Raw genomic sequence first — 415 nt, forward strand, 5'->3', positions numbered from 1 at the left:
GTGTGTTGTTTGAGAACTGCACAGTGGACGCGAGCATCTTTGTTAGTAAGTGTGTAAGAGCGTACGGTGGATGCCTTGGCACCAGGAGCCGATGAAGGACGTAGTAGGCTGCGATAAGCCTCGGGGAGCTGTCAAACGAGCTGAGATCCGAGGATTTCCGAATGGGGAAACCCAGCACGAGTGATGTCGTGTTACCCGCGCCTGAATATATAGGGCGTGTGGAGGGAACGTGGGGAAGTGAAACATCTCAGTACCCACAGGAAGAGAAAACAACAGTGATTCCGTGAGTAGTGGCGAGCGAAAGCGGAAGAGGCTAAACCGATCAGGTGTGATAGACGGCAGTCGTTGCCTGGTCGGGGTCGTGGGACCCATCTTCTCAATTCTGCCGAATTGGGCATGAGTAAGAAACCGAGTT

At 53.3% G+C, this 415-nt stretch carries 1 rRNA gene; it reads left to right on the forward strand.

From position 1 onward, the window contains the following. Positions 1 to 43: 43 nt before the first annotated feature. Positions 44 to 415: ribosomal RNA gene (locus ON43_RS07700) — 23S ribosomal RNA — on the forward strand; the annotation flags it as partial.

This window comes from Nocardia concava NBRC 100430 (assembly GCF_000308815.1).
Taxonomy (GTDB): Bacteria; Actinomycetota; Actinomycetes; order Mycobacteriales; family Mycobacteriaceae; genus Nocardia; species Nocardia concava.